This is a genomic window from Paenibacillus sp. J31P190, from assembly GCF_059692075.1.
The window spans coordinates 101,086-114,694 of sequence record NZ_JCAUAS010000022.1 but is presented as its reverse complement, the minus strand read 5'-3'; the positions used below and the strand labels follow the sequence as shown (position 1 = coordinate 114,694).

The 13,609-nt window shown below is 44.4% G+C and carries 16 protein-coding genes; 6 read left to right on the top strand and 10 right to left on the bottom strand.

What is annotated here, in order from left to right:
• Positions 1–173 precede the first annotated feature (173 nt).
• Together AC58U0_RS29085 and AC58U0_RS29080 are read right to left on the bottom strand one after the other, a co-directional pair.
• On the bottom strand, positions 174–662 hold the full coding sequence (locus AC58U0_RS29085; RefSeq protein WP_497382327.1) for a PepSY-associated TM helix domain-containing protein: 489 nt from the start codon (positions 660–662) through the stop codon (positions 174–176).
• Positions 663–849: 187 nt separating this feature from the next.
• Positions 850–2,331: a DHA2 family efflux MFS transporter permease subunit gene (locus tag AC58U0_RS29080; protein WP_497382326.1), complete on the bottom strand. Its 1,482-nt coding sequence runs from the start codon at positions 2,329–2,331 to the stop codon at positions 850–852.
• A 118-nt stretch (positions 2,332–2,449) separates the two neighbouring features.
• Here AC58U0_RS29080 and AC58U0_RS29075 point away from each other — a divergent pair, with 118 nt between their 5' ends.
• Positions 2,450–2,989 carry a PadR family transcriptional regulator gene (locus AC58U0_RS29075; protein WP_497382325.1) on the top strand — a complete coding sequence of 180 codons (540 nt, stop codon included), beginning with the start codon at positions 2,450–2,452 and terminating at the stop codon, positions 2,987–2,989.
• Positions 2,990–3,089: 100 nt separating this feature from the next.
• Entirely contained in the window at positions 3,090–3,728 is a 639-nt protein-coding gene (locus tag AC58U0_RS29070) for a DUF2306 domain-containing protein (RefSeq protein WP_497382324.1), read from the top strand.
• 143 nt (positions 3,729–3,871) lie between these two features.
• Here the strand turns inward: AC58U0_RS29070 and AC58U0_RS29065 are convergent, their stop codons facing one another.
• The 5 genes from AC58U0_RS29065 to AC58U0_RS29045 form a co-directional block, all read right to left on the bottom strand.
• Complete coding sequence (locus tag AC58U0_RS29065; RefSeq protein WP_497382323.1) at positions 3,872–4,096, bottom strand: dihydrofolate reductase; 225 nt, start codon at positions 4,094–4,096, stop codon at positions 3,872–3,874.
• A gap of 181 nt (positions 4,097–4,277) precedes the next feature.
• Positions 4,278–5,003 (bottom strand): alpha/beta hydrolase, encoded by a 726-nt coding sequence (locus AC58U0_RS29060; protein ID WP_497382322.1) that lies wholly within the window; start codon positions 5,001–5,003, stop codon positions 4,278–4,280.
• 83 nt (positions 5,004–5,086) lie between these two features.
• Positions 5,087–6,133, bottom strand: a complete 1,047-nt coding sequence (locus AC58U0_RS29055) for an IS1595 family transposase (protein ID WP_497382321.1) — start codon at positions 6,131–6,133, stop codon at positions 5,087–5,089.
• Positions 6,134–6,215: 82 nt separating this feature from the next.
• On the bottom strand, positions 6,216–6,740 hold the full coding sequence (locus tag AC58U0_RS29050) for an AAA family ATPase (protein WP_497382320.1): 525 nt from the start codon (positions 6,738–6,740) through the stop codon (positions 6,216–6,218).
• A gap of 22 nt (positions 6,741–6,762) precedes the next feature.
• On the bottom strand, positions 6,763–7,248 hold the full coding sequence (locus AC58U0_RS29045) for a hypothetical protein (protein WP_497382319.1): 486 nt from the start codon (positions 7,246–7,248) through the stop codon (positions 6,763–6,765).
• Between the two features lie 164 nt (positions 7,249–7,412).
• Between AC58U0_RS29045 and AC58U0_RS29040 the strand changes: the two genes are divergently transcribed.
• The 4 genes from AC58U0_RS29040 to AC58U0_RS29025 all read left to right on the top strand — a co-directional run bounded on the left by AC58U0_RS29040 (position 7,413) and on the right by AC58U0_RS29025 (position 11,933).
• Complete coding sequence (locus tag AC58U0_RS29040; RefSeq protein ID WP_497382318.1) at positions 7,413–9,005, top strand: MDR family MFS transporter; 1,593 nt, start codon at positions 7,413–7,415, stop codon at positions 9,003–9,005.
• A gap of 66 nt (positions 9,006–9,071) precedes the next feature.
• Positions 9,072–9,749, top strand: a complete 678-nt coding sequence (locus tag AC58U0_RS29035; protein ID WP_497382316.1) for a response regulator transcription factor — start codon at positions 9,072–9,074, stop codon at positions 9,747–9,749.
• Positions 9,746–10,837, top strand: coding sequence for a sensor histidine kinase (locus AC58U0_RS29030; protein ID WP_497382315.1), 1,092 nt, complete (start codon positions 9,746–9,748; stop codon positions 10,835–10,837). Before AC58U0_RS29035 ends, AC58U0_RS29030 begins: the two co-directional genes overlap by 4 nt.
• A gap of 871 nt (positions 10,838–11,708) precedes the next feature.
• The gene (locus tag AC58U0_RS29025; protein ID WP_497382314.1) at positions 11,709–11,933 is read left to right on the top strand and encodes a hypothetical protein; all 225 of its coding nucleotides are present in this window, start codon (positions 11,709–11,711) and stop codon (positions 11,931–11,933) included.
• A 188-nt stretch (positions 11,934–12,121) separates the two neighbouring features.
• On the opposite strand, the gene AC58U0_RS29020 is transcribed toward AC58U0_RS29025, so the two are convergent.
• Genes AC58U0_RS29020 through AC58U0_RS29010 form a run of 3 tightly spaced genes read right to left on the bottom strand, consistent with a single transcriptional unit; the run spans position 12,122 to position 13,387 of the window.
• Positions 12,122–12,508 (bottom strand): MmcQ/YjbR family DNA-binding protein, encoded by a 387-nt coding sequence (locus AC58U0_RS29020; RefSeq protein WP_497382313.1) that lies wholly within the window; start codon positions 12,506–12,508, stop codon positions 12,122–12,124.
• 21 nt (positions 12,509–12,529) lie between these two features.
• On the bottom strand, positions 12,530–12,913 hold the full coding sequence (locus AC58U0_RS29015; protein WP_497382312.1) for a DUF2500 domain-containing protein: 384 nt from the start codon (positions 12,911–12,913) through the stop codon (positions 12,530–12,532).
• Positions 12,914–12,949: 36 nt separating this feature from the next.
• Entirely contained in the window at positions 12,950–13,387 is a 438-nt protein-coding gene (locus tag AC58U0_RS29010; protein WP_497382311.1) for a GNAT family N-acetyltransferase, read from the bottom strand.
• Between the last annotated feature and the right edge of the window lie 222 nt (positions 13,388–13,609).

Genomic DNA, 13,609 nt, shown 5'->3' with positions numbered 1-13,609 from the left:
GCCCAGCAGCCTCACTTGGACATATTTGACGATTGATCCCGGTGTAAGACACCTAATGTAGATTTAGATTGGATGAATGAATCGACGGTCTCTTTATTACAACGTACGCATTGAAAACAGTGGTTTAGCTTGCCTAAAGTTCATTCGTAGGATATCTATGATCCCCCCTTTACTTAGGCTTCTAAAACCCGGCGCTTCTTCCTTTGAATTCCTTGTGCACGAAGCGTTTTGATCGATAAAATAATGCCCGTAATCGTCAGGAAAATCATACTAATCGCTGCTAAATCGACAAGCCATTTCACATTCGTACTCCCGATTTTTCCCTCATGAAGTCCCTTGATGAAGCCTGTCAAACTGTTAGCTCCTTCCTGACCGGGGCCGGGGCCGCTAAATGCAGGTCTATTTCCCTGCATAGCTCCAGATTTTCCTTGATCGCCCGCGGCAGAAGGAGTCATCGAATTAGAGGATTGATTGGATAGAGCCGCCCCATCACTATTTCCGTTGGTCATACCTTGAGACATGGCCCCAGGAGGTCGCATTTCTGTTCCTCCAGAGCCCATCAGCCACTTCTCGGATAAGAGAAGCCCCGTAATCGATTGGATCAAAATAAAAACCGAGCAAATCAGTCCAATCCATAAATGCAGTTGACGTGTTCTTTTCATGTGAAACCCACCTTTTCCAAATTTGTTGGTATAGGTGTAAGTATAGAAGCTTATCCTGAAAATAATCTGAGGTCTAGCTGAGGGATTGCTGAGTGTAGTTAGCGCAAAAAAACCTACTGATGCACTTTTGCATACAGTAGGTTTTTTTAATGTTTTGCTAGGCGGCCTGTGTCAAACATTAGCCTTCTTATTCAGCTGGTTTGGGTTGAACAACGACTGGAGCTGGAGCAGCAGCCTTATCCGCCGGAGCAGTCTGCTTGTTAATGAACAAGCTGAGCGGCAGAGCGGCTAGCACGATGAATGTGGCTAGTAAGTAAACATCATTCACACTCATGGTGAATGATTGCATCCCGATCTGTACCTTATCCTTCAAGCCGCTGCTAGCCAAATCCTTGGCATGCGTGGCTGTTTGAGTTGAAAGGACGGAAGTGAACAGGGCAATCGCAAAGGAACCGAACACGTTGCGCACCCAGTTGCTGATCGAAGTCGCATGACCGGACAACGTTCTCGGAATTTGCTCCATCCCAGCGTTGCTCGATGGCATGGTGGCAAAAGCGATCCCGAGGTTCCGAACGATCATCCAGAACACGATATAACCACGAGATACATCAACACTTAGCCAGCTAAGCGTTAATGTCCCTATAGCGATTAAGGAAATACCGATGAATATGAGAATACGCGGACCTACAATACTATATAGTTTGCCCACAATTGGCATGCTTAATGCCATCACAAGTGAGGCAGGAAGAAGGATTAAGCCCGTATCAAGCGGCGTCACGTGCTGAATATTTTGCAGAAATATAGGAGTCAAAAAAGTGCCTGAGTACAAACTAATCGTAACAATACTAGAAATAATTAATGTTAGTGTATAACGCGAATTAGATAAAACGCGAATATTCAACAGTGGCGTCTCTACGCGCAGCTCTCTCCAAATGAAGAGCAGAAGTACGAGGATACCGAGCGCGAACAGTCCAATGACTTTACCTGATGTCCATCCCCAAGCATGGCCTTGAGAGAAAGCGACGAGTAAGGAAAGGCTGCTTACGATAACCGTTAATAAGCCAAGTAAATCAAACTTTTTCGGTACAGAAAGACGATAGTAAGGAATCAATTTAAATACGAGAAGAATGGCAATGACACCGACAGGCACGTTCATGAGGAACAACCAATGCCAGCTCCAATTTTGCAAAAGCCATCCGGCCAAGGTAGGTCCAATAGCAGGAGCCATCATGGCAGATAGGGACCAAAGGGAAATCGCGATCGGCTGTTTTTCCCGCGGTATCACTTGGTACACAATAGTCATAGTCGCCGGCATGATAAGTCCGCTGAAGGCGCCTTGCGCAATGCGGAAGGCAATGAGAGAAGGAGCGTCCCAAGCGACCGCGCATAAAAAGGAAAACAGCGTAAAGCCCGCAAGTGCCGTGGCATACAGAAGTTTATAGCTGAACCGCTCACCCAAATAGCCTGTAATCGGAGCGATTGTACCGCTAGCGAGCATGAAGCCTGTAATCGTCCATTGAATTTTGCTTAAATCTGAATGAAAATGATCACTTAAAATCGGTATCGCAATATTAATTGTACTCATACTCAGGATCGCAACGAACGACCCGAAGAAAATGGCAATCATAATCGGCCAGAAACGCACTTGCTGTAATTCATCCTTGCTCAAAGTAATACCTCCACTCTATCCATTGATCTTATCTTTAGTATTCTCTATAATTTGAATGAAAATTATCATACTACCAAATGAACGTATATGTCAATAATGACATAACAAAGGAGTGGCTATGAATACCCTTTCATATGGCTTACTAAGCCTTTTAACCAGAAATTCCCGAACGGGCTATGAATTAACGCAAAATATTCAGCCATTTTGGCAAGCGAAGCATAGTCAAATCTATCCTCTCCTCGCCCAATTAGAACAGAAGGGATATGTTGAATTTGTCCATGTTCCTCAGTCGGATAAACCGGATAAAAAGGTGTATTCCTTAACGGATAATGGCAGGGAAGCACTCCAGCAATGGATTGCGCAGCCTACAGATGAGCCCGTCGTAAGGGATGAGTTGGCACTGAAGGTATTCTGCATTGGCCTTGTAAGCAAAGAACAAGCGCTGAAAGTGCTTCATGAGCGTGAGGAATACTACCAGAAGAAGAAAGAAAAGTTCGCACAAACTTATGAACGAATTAAACAAGAGAGTGCTAAATCGCTCGAGGAACTGGAGATCCATGATCCGTTATTCGGGCTCTATGTGCTGATCCAGAAAGCAACGCTGAAAGTAGACGCAGATTTGGTCTGGTGCGAATGGATGAAGACTAAACTGAAATAAATGCAACGAGTTTAGATTTATTTAAGGATTCATTTAGCAGGGGTTTAGACTAGAGAATTAAGATAGCAGAAGGAGTGATGAACATAAACGGGGGCTGTATATGAGTAAAAAGCTAAGAATTTTCTTTGTGATGATCATCATAGGCGTGGCGATTGCCGCGGTATTTCCCTATGTCAGCTTGAATCCGGCCGACAGCCGGGTAAAGCTAAATACGGCATTTTCTCTACACTATACGGTACTTGTTCTACATATTGGATTCGCGTTCATTGCGCTCGTTAGTGGTTTATTTCAATTTCACAAGCGCTTCCGGACCAAATATCCAGCATGGCATCGGGCTTTGGGGCGCGTGTATGTCGTCAACGTTATGCTGGGCGGTTTCTTGGGACTCGTCATGACCTTGTATATCGAAAGCTTTACGAAGGCCATGGCATTTCTAGCACTGAGTCTACTGTGGCTATTTACAACCTGGAAAGGCTTCCGCTACGCTGTCAAAAAACAATTTGACGAGCATCGTGTATGGATGATTCGCAGTTACGCCATTACCCTCGTCGCCACATCAGCAAGACTGATTGTTCCGATTTGCATCTTGCTGTATATCGCTATGCAGGGGTTCCATCTTCCCTCGGGCGGTCGTGAACAAATGGTCGCTGACATTTTAGAAATAAACATCTGGATCGGCTTACTTATCAATCTTATTGGTGTGGAATGGTTTCTGTTAAAACCTCGAAAAGGTAAGTAGATTCACTTTTTTCTTTCATAGGTGTAGTAGGTATACGGAATGGTGCCATCCATTTTCTGATGATAGGTTAGGTTGAACGCCAGCGATGAAAATTTCTTCCTCGTTTTTCAGCAGCTCATAAGCTTCATTCAGCGATTTTACCGTTATACAATTCGTTTCCGTGATTTGCTGAGTTCTCGAAATGATAACGGTCTTCCTTTGATAAAAGGCTTGCCAATAGACTCATACGTTTTTCTCCCCATAATGATGGATTTTCCGAGAGTTAGCTCCTTGAAACGCTTTTGCTCACCTGGTATGTGCCATGGAATAACCTCATCCATACCTATTACGCCGTTGATTGATGCTGCTGCTATTAATGAAACGACCATTAGGATAACCCCCATTTTGAAGTTCGGCGTAGGCAAGGTATTGTTTACGATGTTTTTTCTAAAGGCTATGTTAAATCTTAATGTTGTTTTAAGGGAATAAGCAAACCGCCTTCTTGAGAAGGCGGTCAATTAACTTATCTATATCGAAATATATCGAAAAAAACTATCCTTAATCCAACATTTACTTGCATAGATGTTTATCAATCCATTCCTTTGACTTTTCGAGCATCCCGATTGTAACATGATGGTTCACATTAGAATACTCAACTAATTGCAGGTAATCGGAAGATATATTTTGTTTAGACATTATCTTCGTAAAATACCTTTGACTTTCGATAGGTATTGTTGTGTCTTCCTTGCCGTGAAGTAGTAATATTCCCCTATTATAATCAAATTTTAAGTGTGACGCAGGGTCATGTTCTTCTAATGAACGCCTTACATTTGAAGTCATTGGACTTCTTCCATCTTTTTCACGAAATAACTCTTCGACTTTTACCCAAGCACAAGAACCGTTGATAACTATCGAAGCTTGTAAACGAGGGTTTTTCGAGAAAATTCCTGCGGATATAAAGCCACCTGTTGAATGACCAACAATTCCAATATTATCATCCGTTCTGGTCAATTCAGACACTATTGCGTCTGCTTCTTTAACGCCTTGTAGAACGACTTTCCAAAAATACTCCTGCAAAACTAACGTATCAAAATAATCAAGTCTTCCCCTTTCACCGTGATACGGCAATTCAGGAACAATAACCTTATATCCCCAATTTGCAATCAACGATGCAAAGAAAGAATAATCATTTATATTTGACACCCATCCGTGATACAAAAGAATAGTACCCTTGGGTTTCATTGAAGGATTTACTTGTAAACATGGAATACCACAAATGATTTTTTGGAAACTCATTGTCTACTTCCCCTACTTATTTGGTATATAAAATCGATTTTTATTCATTCTACCGTATTGCCTTCGCATTATTGCCAGTTAATTTAGTAAGAAAAAGAAGTTCTTCGAAGTTTGGTATTTGTCTCATTCACAGTAAACAAGCACGAGACGACCAACATATTCTTCTTATTCGACGCTGTATTCTCATATTCCTTGCTGTCTATATAACGAAACCAAGCTAAATAATGTTGTAAATACTTGGTTGCAACACCATTAAAGCGGTCGATCCAACGTTTCAGACGGCTATGGTAGCTGTTGACATTCTGAATGTGGTACACACCTTTTACACGCTGTTTCCCGTCGGACTTAAAGCGATAATGGTCTAACCCTTTCGTTTTTGCATACGAGCTGAAAGCACGCCACGAATCGGTACATAACACGTTTGAATTAGATAAATAACCACCAATAGCCTCATCCAACTTAGAAGTACGAATACGTCCACGCCCAAGAACGCCAGAGAAGGTCATCTTCTGACGGTCACGGGCAACCAATACGCATATTTGATCATTGCTAATGCCACGATACTTAGCTTTGCCACCACGTTTACGTGGCTTGCGTTCGGCAATGTTCCGCTTGCCCTTTTCGGAGTACAGGAAATAGGTTTCATCCATTTCGATGATACCCTGAAATGAATCTGTGGGAATTTGCTTCAAAGCAGAGAGTATTTTATGTCTCCAGTAAAACAGGGTTACATGGGTTACTTCATCGTTTAATTCTTCGGCACATTTTCTCAGTGAATAGCCTTCAATCATGCATTCCATGAATCGAACCCAAAGGTGAGGTCTTCTGGTACGTTGAAGAGGCGTATTTGTGAGATCATTGAACGTTTGACGGCAGGAATTACAGCGGTAACGTTGCCGTCTAACTTCTCCAGTACGTGTTTTAATTACGTATTTTCCAAACCGTACAACGAAATGACTGTCGCAATGCGGGCAAACAAGCCCAGCTTTATGCTTTTGTTCCTGGATTTCATCAATCGCACGTATTGGAGCCACGATGCCTTTTATACGTGTCTGCAAAAAATGGAGAAGTTCCAGTTTGCCACTATTGTCTAAAGCGTCAGCTAAATTTTTTAATTCCTTTAGGTTCAAGGTAAATCATCTCCGAATGATGATATATATTACCCTAATTATAGAACATGTGTTCGGAAATATCAATAATCAACAATGTAATTTAACATAGCCTTTCTAAAATAATACGAATAATATTTTCCGTTTGCAATTCATCCGTCATAATATGATCCTCAAAAACAGGGTCCTTTAACGCGGCTACACACTTGTCCACTTGTTGAAATTGCCATCCCCCGGGCTCATCACCACGTTTGGTTAAACGTCTATGCAGTGTTTCCGCGGAAGCGCTAAGGCAGAAATGAAAGACATTCTTGTCCACACCTTTGAATCCATCATAGATATAGTCGAAATTTTGGCGTTTATATATGGTCATCGGCACAATGAGATGCTTGTTGTACGTCGATTTCAACTCAGCAGCAGTCTTGACCGTGAGAACCTTCCACAGCTCCATATCTTGAAAATCATCCGTTCGCTCATGGACGAGCCGATCCTCTACAGGAACTAGCTTTCTAAGCATATAACCGATTTCTTCCGGGTCAAAAATCATGCTGTTTGGGACGAAGGGAAGAAGCCCGTTGGCGGCTGTCGTCTTTCCTGCTCCGAAAGCTCCATTGATCATGATAATCATGGTATTCCTCCTTATGGTTAGATCAACCGCCAACCTCTTGAATGACCGTTTGGATCTTCTGCAGCCGGATATACTCGGACTTTTCAAGCTGAGGCCGGAAGTAGGCGTACAGATAGGCAGCGTCATGGAATGCCAGGCCGGGGTAGCAAACAACCTCTTGTACCACTTGAGGGTTATCCATAATAACCTGCCACTCGCCTTTGCGGTCTGTTGGAGATATGTTAGATAAGACATGCTTTTTCGCTGCTAAGGTAGCATGAAGTTCAGACCAAATGCATTCCCACGAGGGGCTGAAGATGACAGGCTCAGGGAACAGACGGCTTGCTTTGGCGATGGTCATCTCAATGCCTTCGATGTCAGCATCCCCGGCTTTTTTGATCGCCTCCGTCATGCCATCTAACAATCGGCGGAACCCGGAGTATCCCTCAGAGAGGACTGCATTTTGAAACGCTATTTCTGCTTCCGTGGTGGAAAGCATTTTGAAATCTGCGTAAGTAGGATTGGCCATATAGGTATGTACCCCCAAATCGTTCCTTTTCCCAAAAATGTATCACAAATTTTTTTCCAATAAAAGCCTTTACATATTAAATTGCCCTCTTTGGTTTAAATTCAGTTTATAAATGCCCCTTATGCTAATTTCATTCGAAGGAAATGGCAAAGGAGCGATTATTAATGAGTAGTGAACCAAAGAAAGTAGCGTGGATTATTGTAGGGCTAATGCTCGGGATGCTGCTGGGAGCCTTGGATCAGACGATCATCTCGACAGCGATGCCAACGGTTATTCGAGATCTGGGCGGGATTGCGATGTACAGTTGGGTGTTCTCCATCTACATGTTAACCTCAACGACAAGTATGCCCATCTTTGGGAAATTGGCTGACTTGTATGGTAGGAAGCGTATTTACCTCGTAGGGATTGGTATTTTCGTAATCGGCTCTGCGCTATGCGGGCTGGCGACGAACATGACGGAGCTCATCATCTATCGCGGACTGCAGGGTATTGGTGCCGGTGCCTTAATGCCGATAGCCATGACGATTATTGGCGATATTATGCCGGTAGAGAAACGAGGGAAAATGCAAGGTTTGTTCGGCGGTGTCATGGCTTTGTCTAGTATTATTGGGCCAGCGATCGGCGGCTTTATCGTGGAACATTTGAACTGGAGCTGGATTTTCTATGTGAACCTTCCGTTTGGTATCTCAGCGATGGTGATTATCGGTTCAGCACTTAAAGAGAGCCGTACCAACGAGAAACGCTCCATAGATTGGTTAGGTGCACTCACATTAAGCGGAGCAATTGTTTCGGGTTTGCTCGGTTTGGTGCTAGGGGGCGATCCGGAGGCAGCGGGAAGCCTGCATTATGCGTGGGGATCACCACAAATTATTGGTCTTTTCTCAGCGTGCGCCATTCTTTTAGGACTGTTCCTCTGGGTTGAAACCAAAGCCAAAGAGCCAATGATCCCCCTGCATTTGTTCAAAAATAAAGTCATTTCCGTCACCAGCATGATTGCCGTTTTGATGAGCGTAGGCATGTTCGGAGCTATTACTTACATTCCTTTATTTGTGCAAGGCGTCATTGGCGTCAGCCCTTCGATTGCGGGATACATCTTGACGCCTCTTATGTTATCTGTTGTGGCATCAGCCATTATTGGCGGAAGGATGTCGAGCAAAGTTTCCTATCGCACCTTAATAGGTACGGGGATGATTCTCATAGGAATCGGTTTTACCTTCATGTCAACCATGGATGCAGGTACTTCTAAGCTCCTCATCATCCTCTATATGATCGTGGCTGGCCTAGGAATGGGCCTCATTATGCCAACACTAAACATTGCGGTGCAAGGTGAGGTTGGGGCGACTAGTCGCGGTATCGTAACCTCGCTCATTCAATTTTTCCGTTCCATCGGGGCAACGGTAGGCGTGAGCATCATGGGGGTCATGATGACGAATCGAATGGCAGATGGCCTTTCTGGTATGGGCGAAAAGTTCCGTCAAATCCCTGCGCAGCAGCTGAAACAATTCGCCAATCCACAGCTGCTGCTGGATGCGAATGCGCGAGCGAAGCTGCCTGCTGAGATTTTGACAGAGCTGCAGCATGTGTTTGTTCATGGCTTGAGCGGCATATTCTTGGCGGGGAGTCTCATTGTGTTTGCCGGAGTTATCATTGCTTTCTTCTTGGGTAAGGCAAGGATGCTGCCGCAAGTGTCAAATCCCATTGACAACGATGTACGACCGAATAAAGACTCCGTGCTGCAGCAATCTGAATTCGTCTAAACCCGTTTCCTGTTGTATGCTAGAAAGAAAAAGAAGAAGATTTCACAAAAGCGAGGCTAGATGCAAATGGCACCTATTATGATCGTAGATGATGATCCTTATATACGCGAACTGGTCCGCGTCTTCATGCTGAAAGAAGGCTTCGATGTCATCGAAGCCTCTGACGGCGCTGATGCGCTCAAACAGCTCGAAACCGTCCAAGTCGACATGGTGATCATGGATATCATGATGCCGAATATGGACGGGTGGGAGCTGTGCAAAGAGCTGAGGGAGCATTACGATATCCCTCTGCTCATGCTCACTGCCAAAGGCGAAACCTCGCAGAAGGTCAAAGGCTTCGAGCTGGGCACCGACGATTACCTCGTCAAGCCATTCGAGCCTGTGGAGCTGGCGATGCGAGTGAAAGCGCTGCTGAAGCGTTACAAAATCGCTTCTTCCCAGACGGTTCAGGTCGGAGACCTGAGCATGAACCGCAAAACCTACGAAGTAGCCGTGGGCTCCGAGAGCGTCACCCTACCGCTCAAAGAATTCGAGCTGCTCTACAAGCTGGCGAGCTACCCAGGCAAAACCTTCTCGCGTGACCAGTTGATCGAGCAGATTTGGGGCTTCGATTACGAAGGTAACGAACGCACCGTAGATGTGCACATTAATCGGCTCCGGGAGCGGTTTCCCGAGGAGCGGCACGCTTTTCGGATCGCAACAATCCGCGGGTTAGGTTATCGGATGGAGGTGCTGCGAACATGAGAATGAAGAAGCGAAAGAGCGTAGTGAAGAGCAAAATGACAAAAGCTCAGCGGGTACGCGGCTTTTTGTCTGCTGTAAGCATTTTTGTGCTTATTATTCTTTATTGGTTGGCAGCCTTTTACGGGACAGAATGGCTATTTGCGACTATCAACAAGCGCCCTTCAGCGGTCGTTGTCCAATTGATAAATTCCCTCGGCGGCATGTTTCTTTGGGGAATAACTATGGCCTTCTTAGGCAGGTTTTTCCGCAGTAAGCAGATGCTCTTCTTTAAAACGATGGTTCAGGCGATTCAAAGTATGTCCAGAGGGGATTTCAACGTGTCCGTCGATAATAATCCGCATGGAGGTCCTTTCGTGGAGCTGGTGGATTCGATCAATAATATGGCCGTTGAATTAGGGCAGTTAGAGAAAATGAGGCAGGAATTTATCTCCAACGTATCCCACGAAATACAGTCGCCTCTGACCTCGATTAGCGGCTTCTCCCGCGCTCTGCAGAATGAACAGATTACACCTGCGGAACGTAAATATTATCTAGAAATCATTGAAGCTGAGAGTACACGGCTATCCAAGCTTAGTGATAACTTGCTGAAACTCTCATCGTTAGAATCGCAGCATCACCCCTTTGAGCCGAAAAGTTACCGGCTGGATAAGCAAATACGCAATCATATTCTGGCCTGCGAACCGCAGTGGGTGGATAAAGACATAGAGATGGATGTTGAACTAGAGGAGATTACACTGATTGCTGACGAAGACCTGCTGAGCCAGGTATGGACCAATCTGATTCATAACGCAATCAAATTCACGCCTATTGGAGGAACCATCGGCGTTCATCTCACAGGCAGTAGGGACGAAGCGATTATCCGAATTTCGAATAATGGGGCGGGCATTACGGAGGAGGATCGAGCGCATATATTTGAACGTTTTTATAAAGCAGATAAATCTAGAAATCGAACGTCTGGCGGTAATGGACTTGGCCTGTCTATTGTGAAGAAAATTACCGAAATGCATCAGGGAACTATTTCCGTAGTCAGTGTGCCGGAAGAGAAGACCACATTTACAGTTCGACTCCCGCTGCAAAGTAAGGAGTGAACGCAAATAGAGACCCCCGCTTATCTATGATAACCGGAGGTCCCTAAGGATCAATAATGGTATTCAATTGTACCTACACAACTCCAATCAATCAACTAACGTTGCAAATTACGACTTTTCTTACGAACGGATCCTTTCCTCGAATAAACGCTATTCACATTTACCGTGTTGGATTCCCACATGCCCGATGAACGAAAAACCGTTCCCGCACCTTTTCTTCCGTCGTTTGAAGTAAAAGTGGGCATGTTTCGCTAACGTGGTCCATTGGACTATCCCCTTCCTAAGTTGAGAATATCCTGGCTCCTATCAGGGTGCCGTACCGTCTGTGCGGCTTGTCCTTCAAGTGGGCCTGCTCTTATAATAGCCCATTATTAAAATATTGTAAATATTCAGATTATTCGATAAAATCCAATTTTTGCCGACAAATTTAGGTTATTCGTTGAATTCCTTCGGTATACTTTGTTTTTAGGCTAAATCCTGATTTCTTGTTTGTGAGCACTAAGTGAATTGGTAATCCAGGGCGGAACTCGCATTGTGAGCGTGTTTGTCGCGAGTGAACTGCTCCTGGGGCGAATGAGGCTATGCTGGCTTGATGCCGATTTCGATTGCTAGCGTGAAGTGTTCAACACAATTCCTCTTGAGTGTGAGGTGTCAACTAGACTCCGCTAGCACGCGACACTCTTTGGTCTGCTTGAACGCCATTTGATGTAAAACATGCAGTTAATTTCGCTTCAGTTAGGCTTTACGGTTCAATTTACTGTATTACCTACATCAAATTTCCTTGAAACAAATCTTTTGGATCCATTCGGGAGAAATTAGCTGCACATTTTGCAGCAAACTCCTCCAATAAACGTTCGGACGCGCAACTTTGATGCACAAAATGCATGTAATGGTTTTCGCGCTCTACCTAGCTGCCTCCATACTTGTTGCTCCCAATCGCAGCACGGTCCAACTAACGGGATTCCTATCTACTCTGTCTAATGTGAACTATCCTGCTGGAAGCGTGATATTCATCGTTAAAGTCGGGCTGCTGCTCAAAATCATCAGTATAGTGATGAAAAACATCGTTATACTACCATCTACATGGCTTGTATGAGAATTCTCAGCTTTTAAGGGTGTTTTTCATCGTTAAAGTCGGGGTATGGGGGACTGCTCAATATCATCACTTTAATGATGACATTCATCGAATGATTGAGGTTTAGATAATAGACTACTCGGGGAGGCTCTTTGAGATTTGGACGCCAAAAACCGGTTTAATGGAAAGCAACCGTCAAAAACATGCCGCTACTTCCGAGTTGCTTGCAGCTGGCTAAGAAGCTTTTTCGGAGCCGTTCGGGCATATCCTTCCATGATCAGGTCTTCGATTTCACTCCAAGGTACCTTGTCCGTATCTAGAATCGATACCCAGCCATGCTGTCCAATGTAGGCCGTTTTGTGGTAGGGGGTATCCTCTTGCTGAAGGAGGAACTCTTGTGTTGTCAGATTCGTTTTGATAGCTGTAGATGGTTGACCATCCGTCTCGCCCATCATCACGAAGGATTTATCTTTCACGCGGAAGGTGATATGGCCGAAGCCGTCCACCTTTTCTTCTGCTTCAGGCAGTTCTAAGCAGAAAGCCCTAACTTTGGCGACCAATTCTAAGCCTTTGACGCTTACAAACTGATGTGTCATACGAAGCACTCCTTACGAATTTTATTTAAGAGGACGAGAGAATTCCTTGAACCTCGAGCCTTGATAGGTTAATGTTCCCTGATCACCCTCCACGATATAACCAAACTGCTGTCGTCCCACCGATAACTCGAGCCGACTTCCATCTTCAAATTCAAAGGTGGCATAATAACTCGTACTTGTACTCGAGTCCCCAGAACCGCCGCTGACATGCATTCTTTTGGCTACGACCTTACAGTTCCGGCTTTGGATGGGGGAGGCATTATTGGATGACCATGTCATAAGTGATTTGATAATCAAAATGATAAAAGTGCCAACGACGAGAACGAACACACTTGTAAAGATAATTAGAAAAAGATTTCCGCCGCTTCCACCAGGAAAAGGCCCCATGTTAAACCCAGATGACATGTCTTTCACTCCTTAGTGTAAACATATTCCGCTTTTCTAGAGAAATCGTTTAACGAATCGGTAACCTGTTTCATGAAAGCCTAATGGCTCATTGGCGGCCCGTGACTCGTCGTTTTTCTCTGATCCGGTAATCCACCACATACCGGAGCAGGCGTGTTTACTGGTTAGCTGCTCGGCATAGCTTTTTAATTTATCTGCGGCTGCTTGGCGGCTCTTCGTTTCATCCACAGAAATGACGGAGATTTCACTGAATTTCAAAATCATATCGGCACCATGGCGAATCCGAAAGCCTAATGTACCGAGAATTTGATTCTTTTCCTCATACACATAGAGGGATTCATCCGGGTTTCCACGCATAAAATGCAGCCTATTTTCAATGTGTAAAGGTGAAATGGCCTTGCCGGTACGCTCTGAAACAAAGCTGCTAATTTGTTTGGTATCTTGGGAGGTAGCCTCCCGAATGGTATACGTCATAGTCGTCCTTCTTTCTATAATCCAATGATTCTGCTAATTATACCATATATTGGAACATAAGTTCTATATTTGCTTGGAAATCTCCTTTTTCAATCGTACTTCATCAACAATTTGCAAAAGAAAGCAGCGATTTACAAAAATAAAAAGCAGTTGAGCAGGAAATACATTCACTGCTTAACCGCTTTTCGTATGTGAAGCTATAGAGCCTTCAGTTTTGGCTGA

Bases quoted from the DNA above. Each gene is read 5' to 3' on its own strand.
- AC58U0_RS29085 (WP_497382327.1), bottom strand. From the start codon at position 662: ATGAAAAGAACACGTCAACTGCATTTATGGATTGGACTGATTTGCTCG.
- AC58U0_RS29035 (WP_497382316.1), top strand. From the start codon at position 9,072: ATGGCACCTATTATGATCGTAGATGATGATCCTTATATACGCGAACTG.
- AC58U0_RS29045 (WP_497382319.1), bottom strand. From the start codon at position 7,248: ATGGCCAATCCTACTTACGCAGATTTCAAAATGCTTTCCACCACGGAA.
- AC58U0_RS29020 (WP_497382313.1), bottom strand. From the start codon at position 12,508: ATGACACATCAGTTTGTAAGCGTCAAAGGCTTAGAATTGGTCGCCAAA.
- AC58U0_RS29030 (WP_497382315.1), top strand. From the start codon at position 9,746: ATGAGAATGAAGAAGCGAAAGAGCGTAGTGAAGAGCAAAATGACAAAA.
- AC58U0_RS29025 (WP_497382314.1), top strand. From the start codon at position 11,709: ATGCACAAAATGCATGTAATGGTTTTCGCGCTCTACCTAGCTGCCTCC.
- AC58U0_RS29015 (WP_497382312.1), bottom strand. From the start codon at position 12,913: ATGTCATCTGGGTTTAACATGGGGCCTTTTCCTGGTGGAAGCGGCGGA.
- AC58U0_RS29010 (WP_497382311.1), bottom strand. From the start codon at position 13,387: ATGACGTATACCATTCGGGAGGCTACCTCCCAAGATACCAAACAAATT.
- AC58U0_RS29065 (WP_497382323.1), bottom strand. From the start codon at position 4,096: ATGGTCGTTTCATTAATAGCAGCAGCATCAATCAACGGCGTAATAGGT.
- AC58U0_RS29040 (WP_497382318.1), top strand. From the start codon at position 7,413: ATGAGTAGTGAACCAAAGAAAGTAGCGTGGATTATTGTAGGGCTAATG.
- AC58U0_RS29060 (WP_497382322.1), bottom strand. From the start codon at position 5,003: ATGAGTTTCCAAAAAATCATTTGTGGTATTCCATGTTTACAAGTAAAT.
- AC58U0_RS29050 (WP_497382320.1), bottom strand. From the start codon at position 6,740: ATGATTATCATGATCAATGGAGCTTTCGGAGCAGGAAAGACGACAGCC.
- AC58U0_RS29070 (WP_497382324.1), top strand. From the start codon at position 3,090: ATGAGTAAAAAGCTAAGAATTTTCTTTGTGATGATCATCATAGGCGTG.
- AC58U0_RS29075 (WP_497382325.1), top strand. From the start codon at position 2,450: ATGAATACCCTTTCATATGGCTTACTAAGCCTTTTAACCAGAAATTCC.